General features: G+C 67.6%; 8 protein-coding genes. 7 read left to right on the top strand and 1 reads right to left on the bottom strand.

Features of this window, described 5'->3' with window-relative positions; translation table 11 throughout:
• Positions 1–10: 10 nt before the first annotated feature.
• Positions 11–358, bottom strand: coding sequence for a flagellar basal body rod protein FlgB (gene flgB / locus Q0R16_RS03850; RefSeq protein WP_295632162.1), 348 nt, complete (start codon positions 356–358; stop codon positions 11–13).
• A 249-nt stretch (positions 359–607) separates the two neighbouring features.
• On the opposite strand from flgB, the gene Q0R16_RS03845 reads away from it, so the two are divergent.
• From Q0R16_RS03845 to Q0R16_RS03815, 7 genes are all read left to right on the top strand, one after another.
• Positions 608–1,300, top strand: coding sequence for a MotA/TolQ/ExbB proton channel family protein (locus Q0R16_RS03845; RefSeq protein ID WP_295632159.1), 693 nt, complete (start codon positions 608–610; stop codon positions 1,298–1,300).
• Positions 1,297–1,803 carry a hypothetical protein gene (locus tag Q0R16_RS03840; protein ID WP_295632156.1) on the top strand — a complete coding sequence of 169 codons (507 nt, stop codon included), beginning with the start codon at positions 1,297–1,299 and terminating at the stop codon, positions 1,801–1,803. The genes Q0R16_RS03845 and Q0R16_RS03840 overlap by 4 nt, the downstream gene beginning before the upstream one ends.
• 30 nt (positions 1,804–1,833) lie before the next feature.
• Positions 1,834–2,385, top strand: coding sequence for a flagella basal body P-ring formation protein FlgA (locus Q0R16_RS03835; protein ID WP_295632154.1), 552 nt, complete (start codon positions 1,834–1,836; stop codon positions 2,383–2,385).
• 117 nt (positions 2,386–2,502) lie between these two features.
• A complete protein-coding gene (gene flgM, locus Q0R16_RS03830; RefSeq protein WP_295632152.1) occupies positions 2,503–2,838 on the top strand; it encodes a flagellar biosynthesis anti-sigma factor FlgM in 336 nt (111 codons plus the stop codon).
• Entirely contained in the window at positions 2,835–3,185 is a 351-nt protein-coding gene (locus Q0R16_RS03825; RefSeq protein ID WP_295632150.1) for a flagellar protein FlgN, read from the top strand. Before flgM ends, Q0R16_RS03825 begins: the two co-directional genes overlap by 4 nt.
• Before the next feature lie 69 nt (positions 3,186–3,254).
• Positions 3,255–4,211 carry a lytic transglycosylase domain-containing protein gene (locus Q0R16_RS03820; RefSeq protein WP_295632147.1) on the top strand — a complete coding sequence of 319 codons (957 nt, stop codon included), beginning with the start codon at positions 3,255–3,257 and terminating at the stop codon, positions 4,209–4,211.
• 3 nt (positions 4,212–4,214) lie between these two features.
• Positions 4,215–5,298, top strand: a 1,084-nt coding sequence (locus tag Q0R16_RS03815) for an FHIPEP family type III secretion protein (RefSeq protein ID WP_295632144.1), incomplete at its 3' end; no start/stop codon positions are given.

Below are 5,298 nucleotides of genomic sequence, written 5' to 3'. Positions count from 1 at the left end.
GTGCCCATCGCTATTCGCCCTTCAACGCGCGCATGGTGGTGCCGACGCGGTCCTTGATGAACGACAGAGTGGCCGAATAGCCGACCGCGTTTTCGGCAAAGGCGGTCTGTTCGGTGGCCATCTCGACGGTGTTGCCGTCGAGCGACGGCATGACCGGGGCGCGGAAGCGCGTGGCGCCGGCGATCGCCTGGCCCATGCTGTTGCCAGCGGTGCTGGCCTTCAGCGCGGCGGCGAAATCGATGTCGCGCGCCTTGTAGCCGGGGGTAGCCGCATTGGCGATGTTCGAGGACAGCAACCCCATGCGCAGCCCCCGCAATTCGAGCGCGGCGCCGTGGATGCCGAACAGGGTTTCGCTCATGCCTTGCCTCGCAGGTCAGCGACGCAATGGTTCGCGTCGCCTTCGGTTCAGCAAAGGCCGTGCCAAAAGCGGCAACCGCGCGGAATTGCGTGAAACGCGATGGGCGTTACCGCGGCGGCACCCGGCAAGGGCATGCGGCAGGGCGGCAAAGCGCTGCCGCATGCGGCAAGATCACTCCGCCCCTTAACGCATTCATATCCTTGCCGTTCTGGGCGATGATCGATGTGATCGTGGAGATTGCGCGCCCTCATGCTGCTGGATTCCCTGCTCAACGAACCCTCGGCGCTGATCGTGGTGGGGGGCACCCTGCTTGGCACGGCGCTACGCTGCGGCCCCAGCGAGTTGCGCGTGACGTTGGCGGCGCTGATCGGCGTGGTCAGCCGCCGCTTTTCGGCGACGCTTGCCCGCGCCGATCTTGCCGCGCAAGTCAACGAAATCCGCCGTGACGGGCTGCTGCGCGCCAACCCGCGCCGGTCAGGCGATGCCGAGTTCGATGACGCCACCGACGCGCTGATTTCGCGCCGTTCGGTGCCCGCGCTGATCGAACGCCACGAAGCGCACAAGGCGCGCCGCACCGCGCAGGCCGACATCGCAGTGGGCACGCTGGCGCAAGCCGCCGAACTGGCGCCGGTGTTCGGACTGGCCGGCACGCTGATATCGCTCAGCCAGTTGCCTGCGGGCGGCATCGCGCGCGGCGCGCTGACCGGCACGATCTCGATGGCGGTGCTGACCACGCTTTACGGCTTGCTGCTCGCCAACTTGCTGTTCGCCCCGCTGGCGCGGCTGGTCGAGCGCGTTGCCGCCGAGGAAGAAGCGCAGCGCCAGGATCTGGTCGACTGGCTGACCGCGCAAATCGAACCGATCTGCCGCCCGGGTTCGGGCCCGTTGATCACGCAACCAGCGGCCCGCCAGCCGTCGCTGGTGCCCGACATGGCGGCATGACCCGCGCGCTTGCCAACGCGGCTGGAGCCAAAGGGCCGGGCGAACGGCGGCGTTCCGGGCGCGTCACGTCGGGGCTTGGCACCGGCTGGCGCACCGTACTCACCGATTTGTCGCTGATCCTGTTCATGGTGACCGCCTCGGTGTTGCCAGAACAGCCAACCGCGAATGCTTCGGAGGCCGCCAAGCCCGCATCCAGCGCGCCGTTGCCACCCGGCGAACGTTCGCAACCAGTGGCCGTGTGGCGGCCGGGGCCGGGCGCGCCGTCGCTTGTGCAATGGCTGGCGAGTGCCGATGGCCGCGCGTTGCTCAGCTTGCGCGTTACCTACCGCAAGGATCACGCCTCCGCGGTGGCACGCGCAGCTTCATTGGCCACCGCCGCTGGCGATCGGTCGCTGCGTGTTCTGGTCGAACCGGGGCCGGGCGATACCGTAGAGGCGACGTTGGCATACGATGCGCCAACCGAACCCAGCGCAATGGCACGCAGCTTGCAAGATCGGCACTGACGTTCCTGTCGCTGCAAAGGCTGGCTTTCCATGTTCCGACCGTTTTCGATCGCGCTCACCACCGCCGTGGCGGCGTATTTGTATCCGCTCGCGCCGCTTCACGCGCAGGCGGGTGGCTTCATCGACCCGGCGGCGATCGAGGCTGAAGTGGCGCGCTTTACCGGTGCGGGCATGGGCCAGCCGGGCGGCGCAGCGCTGCCGATCGATCGGCGGTTGCGGCTGGCGCGGTGTGCGGCGCCGTTGGCATTGTCGTGGCGCGGGCAAAGCCAGTTACAGGGGCAGGACATGGTGGTGGTGCAGTGCCCGGGCGGGTGGCGATTGTTCGTGGCGCTTTCGGCCGGTGGCCAATCGGCGGTGGCCGCGCCGGTCATTGGCCCCCCAGTAATTGGCAAGGGCGATGCGGTGACGATCGTGGTGCGGGGCGATGGCTATTCGGTGTCGCAAGGCGGCGAGGCGCTCGAACCCGGCGCGCCGGGGGCCTGGATCCGCGTGCGTGCGGGCGAGAAAAGCCCGGGCGACCGCAACGAGGCGCTGCGCGCGAGGGTGGTGCGGCCGGGCCTGGTCGAAATGACCGACGAATAAGCAGGCGCGTTCGGCAAAATTTTTCCGAGAAGGGCAAGTCGGCCCCTTAAACCCGGCAAGCCCTCGCCGTCCTGAGCCTTGAGTAAGTCATCAGGCTATTGGCAAGGAGCGGGCATCATGCCTCCCATCGAATTCGGCCAAAGACCGCCGGGGGCCACCAGGCCGGTCGGTGCGATACGCACCAACGCCGCGAAACCATCGACCGCAGTGGCCAGTGCTGCTGCACCGACCGCAGCGACCGCGCCCGCCAGCGCATTGGCCAGCGCATTGGCCAGCACACCCGCCGCTGCGGTGCAGACCAGCCCGGCGCTCGATCCGGGCAAGCCCCCGATCGACGAGAACCGTGTTTCGGTGATCCGCAACGCGATCCAGAAGGGCACTTATCCGCTGCTGCCGACCAAAGTCGCCGATGCGATGATCGCGGCCGGCCTGATGCTGAGCACCAAGCCATGAACGCTGCCGCAGCAACACCCGATGTCATGCAGATCGTGCGGCAGATGCTGGCCGTGCTGCAGGACGAACGGCGCGCGCTTGCCGGGCTCGATTTGTCGGGCATCGTCGATTGCGCCATGCGCAAAGGCCATTTGTGCGAAGTGCTGGCCGATGCGGATACGGCCGCGATCGATGCACCGCTGAAGGACCTGCTGGCCAGCGCTGCGCGGCTGAATGACGGAAATGCGCGGTTGCGCAACCTGATCGCGGGCAAAGTCAGCACGCGGTTGACCGCGCTTACGGGCCGTTCGTCGCTTTATCGCGTGGGTGGTGGCAACGCCATGCGCGGACGGATGGCGCATCGCTGACGCCAATTGGCACGCGCCTTGCTGAACCCGGATGAGGCCGCCTGACGCGGTGCCAGGGGAAGCAAGCCTGTGAGTTCCAGTCCATCGCTCGATCCGGCCGGCGCATCTGCTGCCTCTACACCCGACCGCGTCCGCGCAGCGATCTCGAACGCCGCTGCGCAAACCGGCAACAGCTTCGACTTCCTGCTGGCGCAGGCGCGCATCGAATCGCGCCTCAACCCCACCGCGCACGCCGGCACCTCGACCGCGCGCGGGCTTTATCAGTTCACCGAAGGCTCGTGGCTCAAGACGCTGGAGCGCCACGGCGGCGATCATGGCCTTGGCGAGGCGCAAGCCGCGATCCTCAGCGGCGCCGCGCGCAATCCCGCACAGCGCGCCGCGATCCTGGCCATGCGCAACGATCCCACCGCATCTTCGCTGATGGCTGGCGAATTGGCCAACGACAACCGCGCCACGCTCACCGCGCACCTGGGCCGTACGCCCGACGGCGCCGAATTGTACCTCGCGCATTTCCTCGGGGCCGATGGTGCCAACCGCTTCCTCGATACGCTTGCCGCCACCCCGCAAGCCAGCGCCGCGGCGCTGCTGCCGCAAGCGGCGGGTGCGAACCGTGCGATCTTTTACGATCCCTCGGGCGCGCCGCGCTCGGTCGCGGCGGTGATGCAGACGATCCGCGCACGCTTCGATGGCGCGATGACTGCGGGCGGTGCCGATAGCAGCGTCATGGACTACGGCCTCAGCAGCTTTGGCGACGATACGTTTCCTGTGCTCCCTCCGCTGGGTGGAGCCGGATTCCCCGGTGCGGGTGCGCTCGATCCGTTCGATGCTGCCGCAATCTCGGCGAGCGCCGCCGCTGCGCCCACCGGCCCGATGGCACAGGAATTTGCCGCCACGGCTGCCGCATCGCCTGCGTCAGCGTCGATGGCCGATACCTTGCGCAGCGCTTTCGGGATCGGCGGGGCGGCCTCGTCAGCGCCCGATCACGTCCAGGCGGCTTACGGCCAGCTCGCCCGGTTCGGATTCTAGGCCATGTTCAAGAAACTGGGCAATCCTTCGTCGCTGGCCGCGCCGTTCGGCATCCTCACGCTGATCATGCTGATGGTGGTGCCGCTGCCGGCAGCGGTGCTCGACGTGTTCTTCGTGCTCAACATCGCGCTGTCAGTGGCGATCCTGATGGCGGCGATGAACGCCGAAAAGCCGCTCGATTTCAGCGCATTCCCCACAGTGCTGTTGTTCGCCACGCTGCTGAGGCTGTCGCTCAACGTCGCGTCCACGCGCGTGGTGCTGGTCAACGGGCACCTGGGCGGAGCGGCGGCGGGCCACGTGATCGAGGCGTTCGGCGCCTTCCTGATCGGCGGCAATTTTGTCGTCGGGCTGTTCGTGTTCGCGATCCTGATGATCATCAACATGGTGGTTGTCACCAAGGGCGCGGGGCGCGTCTCGGAAGTGTCCGCGCGGTTCACGCTGGACGCCTTGCCCGGCAAGCAGATGGCGATCGACGCCGACCTTGCCGCGGGCATCCTGTCGGCCGACGACGCCCGCGCGCGCCGCAAGGAAGTGGCGACCGAGGCCGATTTCTACGGTGCGATGGACGGTTCATCCAAGTTCGTGAAGGGCGATGCGGTCGCCGCGCTGCTTATCCTGGCGGTCAATATCGTCGCCGGCTTCTGTCTCGGCATGATCAGCCACAAGCTGTCTGCGGGCGACGCGGCCGAGAAATACGTGACCTTGGCGGTGGGCGATGCGCTGGTCGCGCAAGTCCCATCCTTGCTATTGTCGATTGCCGCCGCCGTGATCGTGACGCGGGTGTCCGACAGCCGGGACCTTGCCGGGCAGATCGGATTCCAGTTCGCCTCACCCGCCATCTGGCTGCCGGTGGCCTGCATCCTGCTGGCGATCGGCGCGATCCCCGCCATGCCCCAACGCATGTTCCTGCCCGCCGCGGGCCTGGCGTTCTGGCTCTGGTGGAAGTTGCGCAAGCACGCCAACAAGCCGCTGCCGATGCCTGCGCCCGAACCCGCGCCCGATCCGGGCCGGGTCACGCTCGACGACGTGTCCGATCGCACGCTTGTCACGATCGAACTCGGTTACGGCCTGATCCACCTGGTCGATG

Source organism: Novosphingobium sp. (genome assembly GCF_025351285.1).
In the GTDB taxonomy this organism is placed as follows: domain Bacteria; phylum Pseudomonadota; class Alphaproteobacteria; order Sphingomonadales; family Sphingomonadaceae; genus Novosphingobium.
The sequence above is the reverse complement of the archived record's forward strand: the minus strand, read 5'-3'. Positions and strand labels throughout refer to the sequence as shown.

Excerpts from the sequence above, each read along its gene's own strand:
- flgB (WP_295632162.1), bottom strand. The coding sequence starts at position 358 with ATGAGCGAAACCCTGTTCGGCATCCACGGCGCCGCGCTCGAATTGCGG.
- Q0R16_RS03845 (WP_295632159.1), top strand. The coding sequence starts at position 608 with ATGCTGCTGGATTCCCTGCTCAACGAACCCTCGGCGCTGATCGTGGTG.
- Q0R16_RS03840 (WP_295632156.1), top strand. The coding sequence starts at position 1,297 with ATGACCCGCGCGCTTGCCAACGCGGCTGGAGCCAAAGGGCCGGGCGAA.
- Q0R16_RS03835 (WP_295632154.1), top strand. The coding sequence starts at position 1,834 with ATGTTCCGACCGTTTTCGATCGCGCTCACCACCGCCGTGGCGGCGTAT.
- flgM (WP_295632152.1), top strand. The coding sequence starts at position 2,503 with ATGCCTCCCATCGAATTCGGCCAAAGACCGCCGGGGGCCACCAGGCCG.
- Q0R16_RS03825 (WP_295632150.1), top strand. The coding sequence starts at position 2,835 with ATGAACGCTGCCGCAGCAACACCCGATGTCATGCAGATCGTGCGGCAG.